This is a genomic window from Flagellimonas sp., assembly GCF_965215805.1.
In the GTDB taxonomy this organism is placed as follows: Bacteria; Bacteroidota; Bacteroidia; order Flavobacteriales; family Flavobacteriaceae; genus Flagellimonas.
Genome location: NZ_OZ244124.1, coordinates 936637 through 953316, shown reverse-complemented (window position 1 = coordinate 953316; position 16680 = coordinate 936637). Strand labels below are relative to the sequence as shown.

Annotated in this window: 17 protein-coding genes; 7 read left to right on the top strand and 10 right to left on the bottom strand. The window is 42.2% G+C overall.

Annotated elements, in window-relative coordinates; all coding sequences use genetic code 11:
* Position 1 precedes the first annotated feature (1 nt).
* From ACOOE0_RS04245 to ACOOE0_RS04215, 7 genes are all read right to left on the bottom strand, one after another.
* Positions 2-568, bottom strand: a complete 567-nt coding sequence (locus ACOOE0_RS04245) for a hypothetical protein (protein WP_420401233.1) — start codon at positions 566-568, stop codon at positions 2-4.
* A gap of 10 nt (positions 569-578) precedes the next feature.
* Positions 579-1130, bottom strand: a complete 552-nt coding sequence (locus tag ACOOE0_RS04240; protein WP_420401232.1) for an OmpA family protein — start codon at positions 1128-1130, stop codon at positions 579-581.
* Between the two features lie 353 nt (positions 1131-1483).
* On the bottom strand, positions 1484-3037 hold the full coding sequence (locus ACOOE0_RS04235; protein WP_420401231.1) for an aldehyde dehydrogenase family protein: 1554 nt from the start codon (positions 3035-3037) through the stop codon (positions 1484-1486).
* Positions 3038-3111: 74 nt separating this feature from the next.
* A complete protein-coding gene (locus ACOOE0_RS04230; protein ID WP_420401230.1) occupies positions 3112-3483 on the bottom strand; it encodes a DUF1304 domain-containing protein in 372 nt (123 codons plus the stop codon).
* A gap of 2 nt (positions 3484-3485) precedes the next feature.
* The gene (locus ACOOE0_RS04225) at positions 3486-4025 is read right to left on the bottom strand and encodes a 3-hydroxyanthranilate 3,4-dioxygenase (RefSeq protein WP_420401229.1); all 540 of its coding nucleotides are present in this window, start codon (positions 4023-4025) and stop codon (positions 3486-3488) included.
* A 109-nt stretch (positions 4026-4134) separates the two neighbouring features.
* Complete coding sequence (locus ACOOE0_RS04220; protein WP_420401228.1) at positions 4135-4653, bottom strand: CAP domain-containing protein; 519 nt, start codon at positions 4651-4653, stop codon at positions 4135-4137.
* Between the two features lie 187 nt (positions 4654-4840).
* Complete coding sequence (locus tag ACOOE0_RS04215; RefSeq protein ID WP_420401227.1) at positions 4841-5383, bottom strand: CvpA family protein; 543 nt, start codon at positions 5381-5383, stop codon at positions 4841-4843.
* A 64-nt stretch (positions 5384-5447) separates the two neighbouring features.
* Between ACOOE0_RS04215 and ACOOE0_RS04210 the strand changes: the two genes are divergently transcribed.
* From ACOOE0_RS04210 to ACOOE0_RS04195, 4 genes are all read left to right on the top strand, one after another.
* The gene (locus ACOOE0_RS04210) at positions 5448-5804 is read left to right on the top strand and encodes a hypothetical protein (protein WP_420401226.1); all 357 of its coding nucleotides are present in this window, start codon (positions 5448-5450) and stop codon (positions 5802-5804) included.
* Positions 5805-5819: 15 nt separating this feature from the next.
* Positions 5820-7487, top strand: a complete 1668-nt coding sequence (locus ACOOE0_RS04205; RefSeq protein WP_420401225.1) for a glycerol-3-phosphate dehydrogenase/oxidase — start codon at positions 5820-5822, stop codon at positions 7485-7487.
* A 72-nt stretch (positions 7488-7559) separates the two neighbouring features.
* Positions 7560-8645, top strand: a complete 1086-nt coding sequence (locus ACOOE0_RS04200) for a hypothetical protein (protein WP_420401224.1) — start codon at positions 7560-7562, stop codon at positions 8643-8645.
* A 122-nt stretch (positions 8646-8767) separates the two neighbouring features.
* Positions 8768-10327 (top strand): alanine/glycine:cation symporter family protein, encoded by a 1560-nt coding sequence (locus ACOOE0_RS04195; RefSeq protein WP_420401223.1) that lies wholly within the window; start codon positions 8768-8770, stop codon positions 10325-10327.
* Positions 10328-10329: 2 nt separating this feature from the next.
* Here the strand turns inward: ACOOE0_RS04195 and ACOOE0_RS04190 are convergent, their stop codons facing one another.
* Complete coding sequence (locus tag ACOOE0_RS04190; protein WP_420401222.1) at positions 10330-11661, bottom strand: alpha/beta fold hydrolase; 1332 nt, start codon at positions 11659-11661, stop codon at positions 10330-10332.
* A 123-nt stretch (positions 11662-11784) separates the two neighbouring features.
* On the opposite strand from ACOOE0_RS04190, the gene ACOOE0_RS04185 reads away from it, so the two are divergent.
* The gene (locus ACOOE0_RS04185) at positions 11785-12537 is read left to right on the top strand and encodes a LytR/AlgR family response regulator transcription factor (protein ID WP_420401221.1); all 753 of its coding nucleotides are present in this window, start codon (positions 11785-11787) and stop codon (positions 12535-12537) included.
* Here the strand turns inward: ACOOE0_RS04185 and ACOOE0_RS04180 are convergent.
* Positions 12534-13535, bottom strand: a complete 1002-nt coding sequence (locus tag ACOOE0_RS04180) for an NAD(P)H-dependent glycerol-3-phosphate dehydrogenase (RefSeq protein ID WP_420401220.1) — start codon at positions 13533-13535, stop codon at positions 12534-12536. The two genes, ACOOE0_RS04185 and ACOOE0_RS04180, sit on opposite strands and share 4 nt — an antisense overlap.
* A gap of 122 nt (positions 13536-13657) precedes the next feature.
* Here ACOOE0_RS04180 and ACOOE0_RS04175 point away from each other — a divergent pair, with 122 nt between their 5' ends.
* Positions 13658-14581 (top strand): nicotinic acid mononucleotide adenyltransferase, encoded by a 924-nt coding sequence (locus ACOOE0_RS04175; RefSeq protein WP_420401219.1) that lies wholly within the window; start codon positions 13658-13660, stop codon positions 14579-14581.
* A 114-nt stretch (positions 14582-14695) separates the two neighbouring features.
* Here the strand turns inward: ACOOE0_RS04175 and ACOOE0_RS04170 are convergent, their stop codons facing one another.
* The gene (locus tag ACOOE0_RS04170) at positions 14696-15559 is read right to left on the bottom strand and encodes an AraC family transcriptional regulator (protein ID WP_420401218.1); all 864 of its coding nucleotides are present in this window, start codon (positions 15557-15559) and stop codon (positions 14696-14698) included.
* A 144-nt stretch (positions 15560-15703) separates the two neighbouring features.
* Here ACOOE0_RS04170 and ACOOE0_RS04165 point away from each other — a divergent pair, with 144 nt between their 5' ends.
* A complete protein-coding gene (locus ACOOE0_RS04165; RefSeq protein WP_420401217.1) occupies positions 15704-16675 on the top strand; it encodes a phytanoyl-CoA dioxygenase family protein in 972 nt (323 codons plus the stop codon).
* Positions 16676-16680 lie beyond the last annotated feature (5 nt).

Here is a 16680-nt window from a genome sequence, read left to right as displayed (position 1 = left end):
CTTAAAATTTACCCGATTTGTGCTTGTCTTGCCATTTGGCCAACTCAGCCCATTGCCCTTTATAGGCCATTTTGGCCTGCATGGGCCAGGAAGCCGGGTCGTGAATTCGGTAGCGATCCCCTCCTGAATTAAGTACTTCTTGACATTTTACAGTGGATATTTCCGAGAGGTCTTTCCAGGTCTTGATTCCAAAATTATGGAACAGCCCTTCTATTTTTGGCCCTATACCCTCTACTATCTTGAGGTCATTTTCCTTTACTCGCTTTTTCAAGGCAGCTTTGGCGGCATTGGCATCAAATCCTTTGGTTTTGCTTGTTGAAGGAGAAGCAAGGGAGTTGGAAATGGCTTCTGTTTTTTCCGTTGCTGCTTCATCAACCAGCTTTTTGTTGCAAGCTTCCAGTTCAGCTTTCAATCGGGCATTCTCTGATTCCAGAGTTGCCAGTTCTGCAGAGGAATCAACAACTGCGGCATCCTTGCCTTTTCCAATTAAATAACCCAAGATGCCAGCAATTAGGCCTACCAAAGCTGGAATAATCCAACACCAAATATTAATATTTTCAGCACTCATAATTAGTGGTTTAAGGTTTTTCTTCTTCCTTCTTCTGAATCAATGCATACGACACAGCTCCTAAATAAACATTGCCTTCCTTTTCTAATTCCTCATCTAGTTTTCCCAACACTTTAATTTGATCGGAAGGGATTCCCGAAATGATAAAATGGTTTTTAACGGATTGTGCCCGTGCCAAACCAAGATTGGAATATGAGGTAGTGTTTTCTTCTTTAGGTGTAAAATGTCCAATGATATTGACAACGGAAGAGTCGTTGGCAATCAAATAGTTCCGTAAGGTCTCAATCCCATCTTTCAAATCCTTCGAAATGGGCATTAGAAAGGTAGGGTTGGAAGGATTGAAATCAAAATTGTCCTTGATGTTGAGCGTAAAGCTCCCGTCACTAAGGGCAAAAGGGTAGGCCAGCTTATCACTTGACTGTTTTAGAACTACCGAATCTTCCAATTGACGGGGTTCTTGATTTGCTTCGTTAAGACACCCGCTGCAGAGATTGAGATACATCCAAGTTCCAATAGCAATAACTGCCACTATCCCTAGCAGGTATAAATTCTTGTTGGACATCGGAACAAAAGTTAGCGTTCGTTCCTACAAAATATTAAAAAAATGCTAAAGAATCAGGGTTTAACCGATAGAATCCGAGGGACTTATGTCAATTATACGATTTTGGAAAGATATCATTTCAACGAAAGAAGTATCAAAAAAGACCAATCATACAGTTTTCATGACCAATGGTAACTTTCCGATGGAACCTCAAGCGGAATAATGGGAAATTTGTACCATATATATTAGGTAAGGAACCCTATTTCTCCCGACCAAGTTCCGGCATTGAAATAGGGTTTAATTTAAGTTTGAGTTAGTTAAGTTGGTTTAAAGAAAGCCGATGCTGCGTTTGTACAGCAACGGCTTCTTTATTTTTAAAGATCAAATTTGATGCCTTGGGCCAACGGAAGTTCTGTAGTATAGTTGATCGTGTTTGTTTGCCTACGCATATACACTTTCCATGCATCAGAACCACTTTCACGTCCACCACCGGTTTCCTTCTCACCTCCAAATGCTCCACCAATCTCCGCTCCGGATGTACCTATGTTTACATTGGCAATTCCGCAATCACTTCCAGAAGAGGACAAGAATCGTTCCGCCTCTCTAAGGTTATTGGTCATAATAGCAGATGATAAACCTTGGACAACACCATTCTGTTGTGCAATGGCGTCCTCAACGTTTCCTGAATATTTTAAAAGATAAAGAATGGGCGCAAAAGTCTCTTCCTGTACAATCTGAAAACTGTTTTTGGCCTCCACAATAGCAGGTTTTACATAGCAGCCACTTTCATAGCCTTCACCAGTTAGAACACCACCCTCTACCAAAACGGAACCACCTTCCTTCTCGGCTTCTTCCAAGGCTTTTTGATACATGGCAACCGCATCGGTGTCAATAAGGGGACCAACATGATTGTTCTCATCCAGTGGATTTCCAATCCGAAGTTGTTGGTAGGCATCGGTTACCGCTTCTTTTACTTGATCGTAAATAGATTCGTGGATGATCAATCTACGGGTCGAGGTACAGCGTTGTCCTGCGGTACCCACAGCTCCAAAGACTGCCCCAATCACCGTCATTTTGATATCGGCATCAGGGGTAACAATGATAGCGTTATTTCCGCCTAGCTCCAATAGTGATTTACCCAATCTGGCAGCAACCGCTTGCGCCACTATTTTACCCATGCGGATAGAACCCGTGGCAGATACCAAAGGCACTCTTTTATCCGTGGTCATCATTTCTCCCACTTTGTAATCGCCATTGATCAAGCAGGAAATACCTTCGGGAAGGTTATTTTCTTTTAAAACTTCGGCAATGATATTTTGACAAGCAACACCACACATTGGTGTTTTTTCAGAGGGTTTCCAAACGCAAACATCTCCACATACCCAGGCTAAAGCGGTATTCCAGGCCCAAACGGCCACAGGGAAGTTAAAGGCCGAAATGATTCCGACAATTCCCAGAGGATGGTACTGTTCATACATACGATGCCCTGGTCGTTCCGAGTGCATTGTCAATCCATGCAATTGACGGGAAAGGCCAACTGCAAAATCACAGATATCTATCATTTCCTGAACTTCCCCCAAACCTTCTTGGTAGGATTTTCCCATTTCATAGGAAACCAATTTTCCAAGAGGTTCTTTAAGCTCGCGAAGTTTCTCACCAAATTGACGAACCATCTCACCTCTTTGGGGAGCAGGAACCAATCGCCATTCCTTGAAAGCCGAAGTGGCGGCTTGCATTACTTTTTCGTAATCTTCGGATGTGGTGCTCTTTACCTTTCCGATCAACGCTCCATCCACAGGGGAGTAGGAAGCTATGGTATCTCCTGAACCGAAGTTGTTTGAACCGGTGGAAGTACCTTCGTTTATTTGGTTTAAGCCCAATTTTTGAAGAGCTTCATCTATTCCAAATGATACTGCAGTTTCTGACATTTATAACTTTTTATAGGTGCATTGTTATATTTCGCAAAAATACGAATATTCCCGATGAACATAGCGAAGATTTCCTAAAGGAAAAAATGGATGATCAATAATCCCAATCCAATCAAAGCAGGAAGTGCTTGGATCGTAAAAATCTTTTTTGAAGCTGTCAATGCTCCATAGATTCCTGCCACAGAAACACAGCCCAAAAAGAACATGGCAACATACACTTGCCATTCTGGATTTTTAATGAGTAAGGACCAGATCAGTCCTGCTGACAAAAAACCATTGTACAGCCCCTGATTGGCAGCTAGGGTTTTGGTAGGTTCAAACAATTCCTCCGGAAACTTTCGGAACACTTTTTTGGCTTTGGTGGTCCAGGCAAACATTTCCAACCACAAAAAATATAGGTGCAAAATGGCAACTAAAACGATTAGTATTTTGGCGATTATCAGCATGATCAATCTTTTGCAGTAAAACGTTCATCAACAGGCATGACCGTTCCACAATTATCACAGGTTCTTAGTTCTTCGGAACCATAAAAATGCTCAAAATGAGATAAAAAATCCTTCTCAATATCATGTAAGGTAAAATAAGCCTCGTAAAGTTTATGGTTACAATTGTCGCAGAACCACAAAAGTCCGTCATCAACGTTCATGTGGTCCCGTTTACGTTCCACAACCAAACCTATAGAGTCTTTATGCCGCACGGGTGAATGGGGTACTTTGGCTGGGTGGAGGTACATATCCCCCGGTCCCAACTTCATTGTTTTCTTCTGTCCTTCCTCTTGAATGTGAACCTCAATATTGCCTTCCAATTGATAGAACAATTCTTCCGTTTCGTTGTAGTGATAGTCCTTACGGGCATTGGGCCCTGCCACAATCATTACAATATAATCACCAGCGTCTTTATATAGATTCCTATTGCCCACGGGAGGTTTTAGGGTATCCCTATTTTCCGCTATCCACTGATTTAGGTTGAAAGGAGCTTGTGCTGCCATGTCCAAGATTTTTTGAAAGGTATAAAAATCCTTTTTGTCAGCATAGGCTTTAACAAAAAGACCCATGCATAGCATGGGTCCGAATAATATGTTGACGTATAAATAAGGTCTATTGCGCCTCTACCTTCATAAATATTTGGGTAAAGTATGGCCTACCTTCTTTATCCACTTGCACACTTAAAGTGGTATGGGTAAAATCTCCTTCCAAAGTGGTTTTATGGGAGCTGCTATTTAGCCAGCCTTCCAATGTCTTTTCGGCTGTGGAATAATATCGGGCCACATTTTCACTCACCTGCACCGCATTTATTTCCGATGCAATCTTGGAAGCTCTGGCTTCAAAATTATCGTGGCTCAGCTCGTTCTTGGAAATCATGTAGTTGTTATGGTCCTTGGCATGCCCATAAGAGGAGGGACTATTTTCTAGTGTTGTTGCGCCAATGGACGATCTGTGTTCGTTCACCAGATTCACCAATTCAGATTCCATCTCCTCGGGATCAACGGTCATCTTTTCATTCTGAAGAAAGGATTCAGCAATAGCTTTTTCCTCTTCAATCGTGGACGACGTGCTGCACATGGTCAAACCTACAACAGCTGCCGTAAGCCATAAGGTGTAAAATACTCTTTTCATTTTCAGGGCTATGCTTTGGGGGATGTTTTGGCACCCCATATGTTCTAGGTGCTAAACTAGCGGAGAAGCTTCCCCTAGCCATAAATTTTCCATGGGAACACGAAATTATCCGTTAAGAGGTCAAAAACCCCCATTTTCAATCAGAACTGGATGAATCCCAGTTCCTTTCGTCGAGAAAATTTACCGTTTAAATGATGATGTTTTGCTCTGAAGACGTTGGATCCTCTTCAGGATTTGGGTTGGGCTGCTCAGCTTCCAAAACCCAAGAAAATACCAGAGCACCTATTTCCTTTACCGGATGGTAAAAAAGGGATTCTTTTTTTGTATCCTCATTGATAAAATTTAATGGAGCCGTAAGTCGTTCAAAGAAGATAAGTAGGGCACCGACGATAATGGCAACCTTGAGCATCCCAAAAATGCCTCCAGCCACCTTGTTTAAGAGACCAAGCATTGCAAAATCGGCAATTTTGGTCAGGAACTTGCCAGCAAAGTGAACCAACAGAACGATACCAAAAAAAGTGATAAGAAAAGCAGTGATTTTTAAATACTGTCCATTCCAACCCATGTTTTCAGACAAATGGTCCGCAGTGAGATATGAAAAATGAATGGCGCCATAAATTCCCGCTATCAGGGCCACAAGGGAAGCAATTTCTACGAAAAGCCCATTTTTAAGGCCTTTATACAATCCCCAAATCAAAAGAACACCTATAACAATATCCAGAAAGTTCATTGCTTCGATTTTAACAAATATAGGATATTGATTACTACCTTTGGTGACCGTCAAACAAAGGGATATGGCAAGGGACGAGGAACTTAAGGAACGATGGGATCAATTGGTTGTAAAGCTGTCCGAACAATTTTCGGATGGGGATCCTTTGGACATAGACGGAATGGTCTATTTGGTAGGTGTACAAGAACTGGGAAACTACCATAGAACTTTTAAGAAGGATGAAAAAGTCAATCTTATGCATATTGCCATTTGCAGATTGCTGGAGCCTTATGGGTATTACGACTTTGATTTTTATGACGATGATGGTTGGCCCCATTACACGGTCAAAGAACAACTACCTCCCCTAAAACCAGGGGAGCAATCCATTTTGATGAAGGAGGCCTTGGTGAACTATTTCCTGGAAAAAGAGTACATTAAATAATTAGAAATCCAAAAAATGGAAACACCCTTAAGTTTTACCAACCTTGAAAGGAAAAAAAAGATTGACAAGGCTATAAAAACAGACTTCGACCTTGTGGTCATTGGTGGCGGAATAACCGGCGGGGGTATTGCCTTGGATGCAGCCTCTAGAGGGCTAAAAGTTCTCTTGTTGGAAAAACGGGATTTTGCTTCCGGCACTAGTAGTAAGTCTACCAAATTGATTCATGGGGGTCTACGATATCTCAAACAATTCGATTTTTGGTTGGTCAAGGAAGTGGGTTCCGAAAGGGCCATTGTACACAAGTTGGCTCCCCATTTGGTTTTGCCGGAGAAGATGCTTCTCCCCTTAATTGAGGGTGGTTCTTACGGGAAATGGTTAACCTCCATTGGGCTTAAGGTATATGATATCCTTGCCCAAGTGACCGGAGATGATAAGCGGCAAATGCTGGAGAAAAAGCAAGCCTTGAAACTGGAGCCTCTCTTGCCCAAAAAGATATTGAACGGGGCAGGATACTATGCGGAGTATCGAACAGACGATGCCCGTTTAACCTTGGAGAATATCAAGACCAGTCTTCAATATGGGGCAGACGCCCTGAACTATATGAGGGTAACGGGATTTGTTTACGAGAATGAAAAGGTGTCAGGAGTCAAGGTGAGGGATGAGGTCTCTGGAACGGAACACCAAATCAATGCGAAATATGTAGTGAGTGCCGCAGGCCCTTGGGTGGATGAGTTACGTATCATCAACAACTCCAAAAAGGGTAAGCGTTTGCATTTGACAAAAGGGGTCCATTTGGTATTCCCAAGAGAAAAATTGCCCGTAAAACAATCCGTCTATTTCGATGTACCTGATGGGCGCATGATGTTCGCGATTCCACGGGGCAAAATAACCTATGTGGGAACTACCGACACCAATTTCAACCTGGACAAGGATCAGGTTCGCACCGATTTGGCAGACGCTATCTACCTTATTTCTGCAGTCAACAATATGTTTCCGGAGATTCATTTGGAAATGGAGGACATCATTTCTTCTTGGGCTGGCTTGAGGCCTTTGATTCATGAGGAGGGAAAATCGGCCTCAGAACTGTCCAGAAAGGATGAGATTTTCACTTCGGATACGGGACTGATCAGCATCGCTGGAGGTAAACTGACCGGGTATCGCAAGATGGCGGAGCGAACGGTAAATCGGATTGCCCAAAAAATGCAAGAAGACCATGAGTTGGAGCTTCCATCCAGTCAAACGGAAAACATTCCGCTCTGTGGAAGCAATTTTAAGAAATTCAAACAGGTCAAGAAATACATTGCAGAAGTGCATGAGCGCATCCAAGCGGATGGTTTGTCTGAGTACGATGCATGGTACCTCGTCACCACCTACGGAAAGCAAACGGAGCTGATATTGGAACTTTACGAAGCCCAGAAACAGCAAGATGCTTATGAACGGATGATTCGAGCAGAGACCAAGTTTTCCATTGCTCATGAAATGGTGCTGAACCCCATGGATTTCTTTATACGAAGAACAGGAAGGCTTTATTTTGACATTGAGAGCGTTAAATTGTTCATGGAACCGGTTTTGGATGAATTCCAACAGGCATTTGGGTACACCAAGGAAGAAAACCAATCCTTTAAGGAGTCGTTGTTGCACGAGCTTGATTCCCATTCCAATTTTTCCTTGGATAGGGTTTAGGCCCTTCCTTTGCCAACCAATGCAGCTATAGGAATTCCCTATATTTGGTTAAACTAAACTTCCGCGTTTCCAATGGACGCCAACCTTTACTTTTTCTATGGCTGGTGGCAGTTTGCTGTCTGCCTTTTCGCATTTTTTGCGTTGATTGCCATTTGGTGGCAGATTGGAAAAAAGCAAAATGATTTCGGACAGGTCTGGCTGGCCTTGTCCATACTTGCTTGGGCTTTTTCGGGTTTGTTGGAAGTTTATTTTACTGGAGTTTCACAAACTAATACCCTATATCTGGACAGCGGGCGGAGCATATTCTCCTTGTTTAACAGTTTGTTCATCTTGCTGGCCTTACCATGGTTTAGATACCTTCCCAAACCCCTTGCCCCAGTTATCAAAGGTGGTTTTTGGAGATATATTGTTGGGGTCCCATTCTTATTTTGTTTGGCGTTTACCGTTCACAAACTGGTGGTAGGAAGGGAATATGGCTATATCCAAGAACTTGATGTGTATTATGCGGTTTTCACCCTTATTTTTTTGGGAGGAGTACTTTGGGAATCCTTCGCAAAAAGAAGATTAAAAGTGCTGTCTTGGCTTTCGCTGGTATGCATTCTGATTATTCTAGTGGCCCAGTTTTTTAAGCTATCGGAATCTGAACATATACTGTTGCTTTTTTCAGCCATTTTCAAAACAAGCTTGATCATGCTGTTTTTTGCACTGGCACTCAGCTGGGTCAAGGAGTTGGCAGAAAACATCATACCCAAATCGGCTCATTTGAGTTTGGTTTTTTCCAGGGAGAAGGACATATCAGGAAAATGGATGTCCACCGTGGTGTTAAACGGTTTTCCTGGAACCAAGGAGCGGAAAATTGTACTTACTCCCAAGTTGCATTCGTTGCTTTTGGAGTTTGCCCAGCGATGCAAAAGTGGCGAGAAACCCTGGCTCGAGATCAAGCCGAAAAACTTCACAGCAGGAGAAAAAAACTACGACATTGGGGATTACAATCAAATAAAACGATTGCTGAATGCACTTCTGGATGGACTTTTTGGTAAGGGGAATTGGAGCAGGGAACAGCATTTAATACCCCTAAAAAACACCTTGTTCGAAATGTCGGAAAGTAGAAATCGAAAGATTCGAATGATTCTTCCACCAGAAAACATATTCCTGTAAAACAGCAACTTACAAAATATTTGTCGGTTCACAGACTTACCGACATCGCATAAGCTTTTCCGACAACGGCTTCTATTCATTGCGTCTTTTTTCAATTTCCCGAAAATCTGAAAATAGGATCCATGAAATTCAAGCATCTCTTTTTGTTGCCCCTACTTATTTTTTTGCCTCAGCTTTCATCTGCCCAAGGCTTGGATCAGCAAATCAATGATTCCTTCATGCCCTTCGCCATTTGGTGGGAGGCTTTTATACTGGGCACGGTACCTATTGGTGGTGCCAATATCCCCATAGTTTTGATTCTCCTCATTATGGGCGCTCTCTTCTTTACCATCTACTTTAAGGGAATCAATGTGCGACTTTTTCCAGTAGCAATCAATGTGGTCTGGGGGAAGTATGATGAAGTGGAAGCTGCAGCATCAGAAGGAGAGCAGGGAGAGGTCAATCATTTTCAAGCTTTGGCAACAGCTGTATCGGGTACGGTTGGATTGGGAAATATCTCCATGGTGGCCGTAGCTATATCCATTGGCGGGCCAGGCGCCACTTTTTGGATGATTTTGGCCGGACTTCTAGGGATGTCCACCAAATTTGTGGAATGCACTTTGGGGGTGGCGTATCGGGATATTGATGAAAATGGAAAAGTATTTGGCGGCCCCATGTATTATTTGTCAAGAGGACTAAAGGGGAAGGGATTTAAAACTTTTGGGAAACTATTGGCAGGCATTTTTGCCATCCTATGCGTTGGCGCATCCTTAGGAGGAGGGAACGCCTTTCAAACCAACCAAGCAGCGGCACAAATAATGGGCCAATTCCAAATAGAACACGAAGCTTCGGGAACTATTATTGGGATGATATTCGCCATTTTTGTGGGAATCGTGATTATTGGAGGTATCAAACGCATCGCCAATGTGACTGGGAAAGTTGTCCCTTTTATGGCCTTGCTCTATGTGTTGGCCGCGCTATTTATCATTTGTTCCAATATATCATTGGTGGATGACGCACTATCCCTGATTGTTAGTGAAGCATTTACCCCCAAAGCTACCGTAACGGGCGGTTTTATTGGGGTAATGATTCAGGGTTTCCGAAGGGCGGCCTTTTCCAATGAGGCTGGAGCAGGATCATCTGCCATTGCACATTCTGCCGTGAACACCCCTTTTGCTGCATCGGAAGGTTTGGTTGGACTGCTGGAACCTTTTATTGACACGGTCTTGATTTGTACAATGACGGCCATAGTGATCATCCTCTTTAATATGGATGGCATGTTTGTATATGGTGACGTGGTCAACGGCAAAGCTCTAATGCTTGACGGATCTAGGATTGGGGGAATCAATCTTACTTCCCAAGCTTTTGAACATGCCATTCAGGGGTCTTCCTTTGTGTTGGTTATAGCGGTGATTCTCTTTGCATTTTCTACCATTCTTTCCTGGTCTTACTATGGCCTTCAGGCTTGGAAATACCTATTTGGAAGAAGTAAATGGACGGATCTTAGCTATAAGGTTTTATTCCTGATGTTTACCATACTTGGTGCAGCCATCACTTTGGATGCTGTGATAAAATTCTCGGATGCCATGATTCTTGCCATGGTTTTCCCCAATATGATCGGACTGCTCTTTTTGTTCCCAAAGGCCAAAAAGGAACTCGGGAAGTACTTACATGCTATTAAAGTTGGGACTTCAAAATCTTAGAGTTATGGAGATACCATGGGAGCTAGACCCACTATTTCCCGAGCCCAATTAACAATAAGGTTGATGGTTCCTTCGTCCCATTTCCCAGGCTTTCCTTCAAAAGAGTTTTTGGGGTTCTCGTGAATGGTGTTCCAATGATCCAATCCGGGATACTCATGCAAAATATGGTCTTTATGTTCATTCCTTTTTAGGACATCGATAATCATTTGATTGTCAAATGAGGACATGATCCAATCGTTGGAACCCCTTAAAATCCTAACAGGAACTTTGACTTTTTCCCATTGTCCGGCAAGATCAATATCCTGTAGTTGTTGGTAATAAGCAACTGGACGGCCATACATGTGGGCGGCTGAATGATAATTGTAATTTGCTAGGGCAGGTTGCTCATCCACCACTTCCTGATAGGTTTTCTTTTGAATCAACATTCCATAATAAAGTGGGATATAGTATTTGTTCATTTTATCCACGATCTCGGATTCCGTGTTGCCCTTAAATTGAAGAAGACGCCGCTCGATTTCCAACATATGTTCAAACCAGGTCTTAAAAAAAGTTCCATCAGAAATAACACCTGCCAAATCAAATTCGTTGGCCAATAGCGGAGCTAACGCGCTGCCCATACTGGAGCCATATACCACAATTTTGGAAGGATCCACATAAGGCTTGGCCTTGAAATTTGCTATGGCAGCACGGTAACCAGCTAGATCAGTTATAAAGTCAGATTGGCTGCAATCCCCATCACTATCACCTACCCCTGGCTTTTCTATGCGCATGACCACCATTCCCGATTTTTTAACCAGATCTTTAATGGTCTGTACCCAATTACCCTTTCGTCCTGGATAGGTTTCAATACTGGAACAACTTAGACCCCCAATAAGCACCACGGCGGGTTGTTTTCCCTGTTTTTTGGGTTTGGTGATAATGATGCGTTGGGTGATACCGTGGGAACTGGTCACTTCTTCATAATAGGTCTCCAAATTTTTATGGATTTCCCGTTCCAAGGGATTGAAAGTCACCTCCTTTTCAATCAATTTCTGATTTCTAATCGCCTTGATTTGAGTTGGCACCTTGGCTCTAAGACCATAGGATATCTCCGTCCACTTTTCATCAGAGTTGGCGGCAATTCCATCGACTTCAATAATCAAATCATTGACCAAGAATCCCGCTTTGGCCAACGGGCTGTTGTCTTCAATTTCTAGGATTTTGGCTCCTGGATTGTCCGCTTGCGGACCTTGAATTTTAGCTTCCCAAGAGCTTCTTCTGCCCAGTTGCTGAGCTTGGATGGAACTGGATATGGATAACAATAATAAAGCGATAAATAAGGAACAGTATTTCATGACTGATGTTTTATGATTTCCTTAAAAGTAGATTGCCTAATTTTAGACAAGGGACAATTTATGTCTACGACCTTGTTTTTTATACGTAAGCCACTTTGGTAATGACATAGGAAAAGCTTGTTCATGAAACCGAATACCAACTTTTATCTATTTGGATCAAGGATTGCCACCCACTGCATATTCTGGGTACTGTACTATATCTTGTTTGGATTGATATGGGTGAGTGAGGAAGGCTATTTAGCCTCCTTTTATTTGGAGTTTGTATTGCTGCCCATCCGAATTTTGGCAGTTTATATCACCCTATATTATCTATTGCCGCAATTTTTGCTCCAAAGAAAGTACAAGGAGTTTTTCCTGGGCTATGGTTTAACGCTGCTGCTGGGAGGGGTGTTGCAAAGGGTATTGATCCATCTTTTTTATGAGGAGCTGTTGTTGAACGATTCCTCTGCTGGACTTTTTAGTGTAATGATGTTGGTGCGTGCCATCGTGTTGATCAATACCACGGTACTCTTTGTACTGGGCGCAAAACTTTTTCAACTGTGGGCCTTGGAGCAGGAAAAGAACAAAAGTTTGGAAAGTGAGATTTTGGAAATCCGCTCCAACAGAAAAACGCATCGAGTTCCCGTGGATAGCATTCTCTTTGTGGAGGGATTGGGAAACTACGTCACTTTTCACCTAGAGGACAAATCCAAGATAACAAGCTATGGAAGCATTAAAAAAACACTGGAACAGCTCCCCTCAAATTTTAGGCGGGTTCACAAGTCCTTTATTGTAAACAAGGAACATATTAAATCCTATGATGCCTTGACGATCGACATTCAGGATAACTCCATACCCAGGGGCAAAAGTATTGCGGACGATGTTTTGCTGAACTAGTTCAGCTTTTCCGTCAACTTTTTGAAGACTTTTTTCGGATTTTTCTTTTCATACAGCACTTGAAATACGGCATTGATGATCGGGGTTTTGGTCTTTTTGATCCTGTTTTGATTGATGAGGTGTGCACTCTTGGTGGCATAGTAACCTTCCGCTACCATGTTCATCTCCATCATGGCACTTTTCACGGTATACCCCTTGCCAATCATGTTCCCGAACATTCTATTTCGGCTAAAGGTGGAATATCCGGTGACGAGCAAATCGCCCAAGTAGGCCGAATTGTTGATGTTCCGTTTCATTTTATAGACTTTGTCTATAAACCGTTTCATCTCCCTAATGGCGTTGCTCATCAGTACGCTTTGAAAGTTATCGCCATAACCAAGTCCATGGGCTATTCCAGCAGCAATCGCATAAATGTTCTTCAGCATGGCGGCGTATTCAGTGCCGATGATATCATCTGAAATTTTAGTACGGATGTAATGGCTTTGAAGCGCATTGGCCACACTTTGGGCTTTTTGCTCATCCGCACAGGCAATGGTGAGGTAAGAAAGACGTTCTAAGGCTACCTCTTCCGCGTGGCATGGCCCAGTGATTACCCCAATATTTTTGAATGGAATTTGATAGACATCATGAAAGTGTTCCCCAACGATCAATCCACTTTCAGGAACTATACCTTTAATGGCAGAAAAGATGATTTTGCTTTCCAAGGAAGCAAACAGTTTTTTGAGTTCTCCTTCTAAAAATGCGGAAGGAATGGCAAAAATGAGCACGTCGGAACCGTTAACCACGGTGTTCATATTATTGCTTAGTTGAAGCTTGGAAATATCAAACTCCACAGAGCTCAGATAGTTGGGATTGTGCTTTTCCTTTAGAATATGATCAATAGCTGATTCGCTACGCATGTACCAAGCCACTTGATCTTGGGTTTCTACCAACATTTTCACAATTGCAGTTCCCCAACTACCACCTCCAATGACTCCAAAACGAAGTTTTTTGTCCATCCATCTAATTTGGAAGCAAAGCTAAAAAATATATTCAACCACCTATTATCATCTGATTATCAAAAGGTTACGGTTTTGGCATGGTGCTTGGTTTATATAAAAGGAATCAAAACGTCCAGATTATGAAAATGGGAAAACTACTTTTTGGAAGCTTAATTATAGGCCTTTTGGCCAGCTCTTGCTATACAGATGTTGTCTTTGAAGATGACTTTATCGAAGAATCACCAGTTAATACAGCCCTGGTTTTGGAATCTTATGATTTATGGTACGTGGATATCAATGCAACCAAAGGAAGTGGGGAAGTTCCTTTTTTGCAAAGGGCCTTTACCATATCCTTTGATTATGGAACGATAAGGGCCAACAACAACCTGGTGGGTATAGGAAAAACTGGGAATGGATTGGGAATTGATGTTGGGGATTACGGAACCTTGTTTGGCGCTGTTGAAATTGACCATGATGTGGACGGTGTTTGGGTACTGGATGTTTTTGCGGTCAATAACAACACCTTGGAATTGTACGATTCCCGTTCGGATACTTCATACATTATTAGAGGGTATCAGCGGAATAGTTTTGATTATGACCAAATATTCTACGACAACCTCCATTACTTTTTGCAGGAATATGAGGCATGGGAAAAGACCTATACCAGCGAAGTTGGGGCCATCAATGAATTTGATGATGAGAATTTCCTTCAATTTTTATCCGGAACCGATGGAGACTTTTTTAGATCCTCTGTGGATGGTTCAGGAACCGCAGTAGCAAATCTGCATTGGGATTTTGAGGGGGATTATGAAATATTTGATGTGGCGAACGATCCCACCCTGAAAACTTTAACACTGGATTATGACTTCTTGGGCAATGACTATTTTGAGCTATACGTTATAGATGATAGTACCATAGAGTTGTACCATGTGGACAGCGAAACGGTTTATGAGTTTCAAGGTAGAGGATATATCGAGTTTTTGAAGTCTGGAGACAAAGTGGGAAAAAAGCGTTCAAAAGTTAAATCTTCCTTAATGAACGTAACAAGGCAAAGAAAAATGTAAGGAGAAAAAATAGTGTTCGACTATTTAGACAAGTTTTTTGGTTGGTTATTTAGTTAAGAATCGCCTCAAGTTCTCAGCTTGGGGCGGTTCTTCTTTTATACATATAGTAAAGAGTTAAACCTTCCTTTTAAGATTGACCAAATATTGTCTTTTAAAATCGGACGGGTTTTCCCCACTTATTTTTTTAAAAGTCCTGTTGAAGTACGAAAGACTTTCAAATCCGCATTCGTAACAAGTTTCGCTCACATTCTTCCCAATAAGCAGTAACCTTTTGGCCTGACTGATACGGTACTGGTTTAAAAAATTGGTAAACGTATTTCCCGTACTCTTCTTAAAATATCTACAAAAGGCCTCTTTGCCCAAATTGCATAGGGCGGCTACCTCGGCAATTTCAATTTTTCGCTGATAGTTCTTATCCACAAAAGCATGTAAGTCCCTTAATCGTGCCTGCTCTTTTTTTCGATAGCGATTCACAAACGGATATTCGTGCAATAAAAAATAATCGTTGCTACTGGCAAGTTCCTTTAAAATATGGATGGATTCCATAAACAAGTCAAAAGGGGAAAGCAGGTGCAGTTTTTTCAATCGTTCCCCAATACGTTTTTTGGTATCCCCAGTGAACACGATTCCATATTTGGATTTTTCAAAGAGCGCATTGATGGATTCCAGTTCTGGAATGTTGGTCAACAGCTCATCCTTAAAGCTGGGCTTAATATGAAGTACTTCCTTAATGTAATCCGTTTGTACCCCATAATCAAAATTCAAGTGGGGAATATTCGAGCCAATAAAGACCAGGTCGCTTTCCTCAAAATTGGAAATACTGTCCCCTACATGTCGGGTGGCGCTGGCACCTTCAATATAAACCAACTCGTACTCTGGATGAAAATGCCAATAGAACAAATGGTTTAAACGCGGGAGGTGCAAAAGTCGGAATGGACTTTTGGTATTGGGCGCTATGGTCTCTAATTGAATCTTCAATTTTCACTTTTATGTCTATTAAAATATACATTTTGCTCGGAATTATCAATATAGTTCAAATTTATATCAATATGAAGGTTGAGAAACCCTAAGGCGCTATCTAGTTTTATCCCATAGAATTTAGAAACGGAAAAAATAGAAAACATGGAAAAAGAAGCAAAAATGGAGATGGCCAACAAGGCCCACGAGGAAATTCCAGGAAATCCATCCACAGCAACGAGCAGTAAGATCAGACTAAATGACCGATCTAATGGAAAGTCACTTCGGGTACTTTCAGAAGAAGATTGGGACTTTTGGATTCACAATGGCTATATCGTAATAAAAAATGCCATTCCGAAGGAGCAAGCAAAAGCAACTGCCGATTTTATATGGGAATTTGATGAAAAAGATCCCAACGACCCCAATACTTGGTACGCTCCCGCGAGGGCAGAAATGAAAATGAAGGAACTCACCGGAACGGGAATGGTAGAGGTGTATAACCATCAGCATTTATGGAATAACAGACAAATGCCCAGAGTGTATGATGCCTTTGTGGATGTTTGGGGCACAGAAAAACTTTGGGTAACCATTGACCGTGCCAATTTGAATTTCCCATTGCCACCTGGTTTGGAGAAAAAAGGATTTATCCATTGGGACTATGATCCCGAGACCCGACCACAAAATGTTCAAGGGGTTTTGGCCCTGGCAGACCAGACGGATGAGAACATGGGAGGTTTCCAATGTATTCCTTGGCTGTACCGAAATTATGATACCTGGAAATTGACCCAGCCCGAAGATCGTGATCACTTTCAGCCAGACTTGGAAGGATTGGAAGATAAAATCGTTAAAGTAAAGATGGAGGCTGGGGATTTGTTGATATTCAACAGTACGCAACCCCATGGTATCAGGCCCAACAAATCCAAAAACAAGGTTAGGATTGCCCAATACATTTCCATGATGCCCGCGGAAGAGGAAAATGAGGAATTGAGACAATGGCGTATCAATTCTTGGAAGAACCGTGTGGCTCCAGAAGGATATGCTTTTCCAGGTGACCCTCGGAATTGGGAAAGGGATAAATACGGAACCGCAGAACTTACCGATCTGGGACAAAAGTTATTGGGGTTAAAAAACTGGTAACTTTA

What these genes read in the sequence shown, in the direction of transcription:
- ACOOE0_RS04245 (WP_420401233.1), bottom strand. Translation starts at nt 568, where the DNA reads ATGAGTGCTGAAAATATTAATATTTGGTGTTGGATTATTCCAGCTTTG.
- ACOOE0_RS04240 (WP_420401232.1), bottom strand. Translation starts at nt 1,130, where the DNA reads ATGTCCAACAAGAATTTATACCTGCTAGGGATAGTGGCAGTTATTGCT.
- ACOOE0_RS04235 (WP_420401231.1), bottom strand. Translation starts at nt 3,037, where the DNA reads ATGTCAGAAACTGCAGTATCATTTGGAATAGATGAAGCTCTTCAAAAA.
- ACOOE0_RS04230 (WP_420401230.1), bottom strand. Translation starts at nt 3,483, where the DNA reads ATGCTGATAATCGCCAAAATACTAATCGTTTTAGTTGCCATTTTGCAC.
- ACOOE0_RS04225 (WP_420401229.1), bottom strand. Translation starts at nt 4,025, where the DNA reads ATGGCAGCACAAGCTCCTTTCAACCTAAATCAGTGGATAGCGGAAAAT.
- ACOOE0_RS04220 (WP_420401228.1), bottom strand. Translation starts at nt 4,653, where the DNA reads ATGAAAAGAGTATTTTACACCTTATGGCTTACGGCAGCTGTTGTAGGT.
- ACOOE0_RS04215 (WP_420401227.1), bottom strand. Translation starts at nt 5,383, where the DNA reads ATGAACTTTCTGGATATTGTTATAGGTGTTCTTTTGATTTGGGGATTG.
- ACOOE0_RS04210 (WP_420401226.1), top strand. Translation starts at nt 5,448, where the DNA reads ATGGCAAGGGACGAGGAACTTAAGGAACGATGGGATCAATTGGTTGTA.
- ACOOE0_RS04205 (WP_420401225.1), top strand. Translation starts at nt 5,820, where the DNA reads ATGGAAACACCCTTAAGTTTTACCAACCTTGAAAGGAAAAAAAAGATT.
- ACOOE0_RS04200 (WP_420401224.1), top strand. Translation starts at nt 7,560, where the DNA reads ATGGACGCCAACCTTTACTTTTTCTATGGCTGGTGGCAGTTTGCTGTC.
- ACOOE0_RS04195 (WP_420401223.1), top strand. Translation starts at nt 8,768, where the DNA reads ATGAAATTCAAGCATCTCTTTTTGTTGCCCCTACTTATTTTTTTGCCT.
- ACOOE0_RS04190 (WP_420401222.1), bottom strand. Translation starts at nt 11,661, where the DNA reads ATGAAATACTGTTCCTTATTTATCGCTTTATTATTGTTATCCATATCC.
- ACOOE0_RS04185 (WP_420401221.1), top strand. Translation starts at nt 11,785, where the DNA reads ATGAAACCGAATACCAACTTTTATCTATTTGGATCAAGGATTGCCACC.
- ACOOE0_RS04180 (WP_420401220.1), bottom strand. Translation starts at nt 13,535, where the DNA reads ATGGACAAAAAACTTCGTTTTGGAGTCATTGGAGGTGGTAGTTGGGGA.
- ACOOE0_RS04175 (WP_420401219.1), top strand. Translation starts at nt 13,658, where the DNA reads ATGAAAATGGGAAAACTACTTTTTGGAAGCTTAATTATAGGCCTTTTG.
- ACOOE0_RS04165 (WP_420401217.1), top strand. Translation starts at nt 15,704, where the DNA reads ATGGAAAAAGAAGCAAAAATGGAGATGGCCAACAAGGCCCACGAGGAA.